We start from the raw sequence: 2,602 nt of genomic DNA on the forward strand, positions 1-2,602 counted from the left end.
AACGCGGCTATTTCGTCACCGTCTACTACGGCTTCGTTCAAGGCCTGCTCTCGATGCCACGCATGATGTGGAGCAACCTGATCAACTTCCTGGCCAACCTGCGCGCCTTTCGCATCTACTTCGCCTCCGGCAAGGAACGACGCCTGGCCTGGGACAAGACCACGCATGAGTTTCCCGTGTTGAGTGAAGCTCGGCGCAACCCCGTCGGGGGCATTCTGATCGCGAAGGGCTTCATCGACCAAGCGACGCTGAATGACGTGCTGGCCAGCCCGCGCCAGCGGCGCCTGGGTCGCGAGTTGCTGCGTCGTGGTCATGTCACCAGCCGACAGCTGGCGGAAGCGCTCGCTGAGCAATCGGGTCAGCGCTGGCAGGAGATGGATCCGTTCACGCTGAAGCGCGAGGTGGTCGAATCGTTACCAGCAAGGCTAGCTCTACGTTATGCGGTGTTGCCCATCGCAGAAGAGAACGGCGTATTGATACTCGCCAGCGAAGACCCGCTCAGCCCCGTAGTGTTGGGCGCACTCCGTCGACAGACTCGGCGCGACATCGGTTATCGGATCGTGCCCCAGGGACGCGTGACGGTAGGGCTGCGCTACTGGTACCTGAAGGAAGAGATGCCTCCGGCATTGAGCTCGCGGGCTACGAACCCGATCCCGCAGGACGAGGATGACGCCCTGATGGAGGCCTATTGCCGTCATCAGCTGCTGCTCGGTGAGTTGATCCAGGAGCGTGGCCATCTCCCCGTCCAGATGATGAATCAGGCGCTGATCGACTTCGACCCCGAAGCCAGCTCGCTCGGCCAGCATCTGCTGCAGAGGGGACTCATCAGCGAGGCCACGCTGAAGCAGGCCATCGAAGAGCAGGCTAAAGAACAGGCTGCCGCCATGAACGTGCTGCGCCAGCAAGGTGAAACATGAAATATCCGCTGATGTTAGGGCTGCTGGTGCTACCCAGCCTGTCCGCTGTAAACGCCGATGATCTCGGCGATTTCGACGCCTTTCGCAGCTACCCCTATCTCGACCGTGGCTATCGCGAGGCCGAACGCAACGACTGGCCCGAGGTGGAACGCACCATGCGCCACCTGCTGGAACGTGTGCCGCAGCACCAGGAGGCCCAGCGACTGCTGGTCCAGGCACTGGCGCAGCAGCAACGTTTCGAAGCCGCCGAACAGGAGGCGCTTAGGCTAGGCGAGGCCGAAGGAGCGACGCTACTGGAGCTGCGCTTGACCTGGATCGAGCAGGACCCGCCCAACCGCGAGCGTGTCCGGACATGGCTGGAAGAAACCCACGACGAAACGCGCGAACGGTTGTGGCTGGCCTACGCTCAGTCGCTGGAACAGCGCGCAGGCACCTCTGAGGCGCTGACCTGGCTCGGTGGGCTCGAACCGAACGGGGACGAAACGCCATTGCGACGCTGGCGCGCCGGTTTGGCCGAACAGCTTCAAGACTGGCCCCAAGTGGAACGGGAGCTGGCCCCCCTGGCCGACCGCAACCAACTGAGCGACGACGACTGGCAGCGCTTGATGATCGCCCATCTGCACGCCGACAACCTGGACGCCGCCGACGCCCTGTTGGCTCAAGCACCGGACCCCGAGCGCGGCCGCGAGATGCGTAGCGTTGCCAGCCAACGTGCCGTTGCCAGTGAGGACCATGAGCAGGCCAAGCAGTGGCTGCTGGAGCTCGCCACCATGCAGAGCCTGACACGAGAGCAGCAGATGAGCCTGATCGAGCTGGCCCGCGAGACCCGCGATCTCGAACTCTTTACCGCCCTGGGTCGCGACTCTGGGGTAAGCTGTCTCGACCGCACCCAGTGGCTAGCCGATCATGCCGAATCTCGGGCTCGCCAGGAACTCGCCTCCTGCCTTCCCGGCGAGGATCCAGGGCAGTGGCTGGTACTCGCGCAGCAGTTGGGAGCCTTCGATGTGCTCGAGCAGCATACGCTCGAAGGTTCCCATGAGAACCAGCGCCAGGCACTGTTGGTAGAGCTTTGGCAAGAAAGTGGCGATACCCGTCGTGCACGCGATTGGCTTGCCGCGCAGCCTGAGTCGCCCTTCACTCTCCGGCAGCGCGCCGAACTGTACCAACAGGCGGGTGAAACGGCGCAGGCAGCCAACATGTGGGAGCGTTTGCACCGCCTCGATGACGACCCGGTAGCGCTCGATCAAGCCAGCTATCTATATCTCGAACTTGGCCAGCCCGAACGTGCCCTGGCACTGCTTGAGCCGGCCTTCGACCGCTACGGTAGCAGCCTGCCGCGGCGTATCCTGACGCGTCTTGCATCGCTCTATGCCAGCCCCGACCACCCGATGCCACCCCAACGCGCCGCGGCCCTGCTGCCGCTGCTCGCAGAAGAACCGCGCCGTCTACTGCTGGTGCGGCTGGCAAGCGAGGACATGTGCGACGTCGTTTCACATAGCATTGGCGCAACACCTTCCCAAGCCGGCGAATGGCACGCTCTGGGCACCTGTGCCATGCCAGAAAGACCCGGAGAAGCGGTGGTGCACTACCGCCAGGCGCTCGCCATGGGCGATTCACAGAGCCAGCTGCCGCTTGCCTACGCCCTGCAGGCTGCCGGCGACGCCCCGGCGGCCTATTCGCTATGG

At 63.9% G+C, this 2,602-nt stretch carries 2 protein-coding genes; both read left to right on the forward strand.

Annotated elements, in window-relative coordinates:
- On the forward strand, positions 1–917 hold a 917-nt coding region (locus tag AC2VNO_RS17490; protein WP_486935321.1), incomplete at its 5' end, for a cyclic di-GMP-binding domain-containing protein, MshE-related.
- Positions 914–2,602, forward strand: a 1,689-nt coding sequence (locus tag AC2VNO_RS17495; RefSeq protein ID WP_486935322.1) for a hypothetical protein, incomplete at its 3' end; no start/stop codon positions are given. The genes AC2VNO_RS17490 and AC2VNO_RS17495, both read left to right, overlap by 4 nt.

The organism is Halomonas sp. TH-94 (assembly GCF_057473365.1).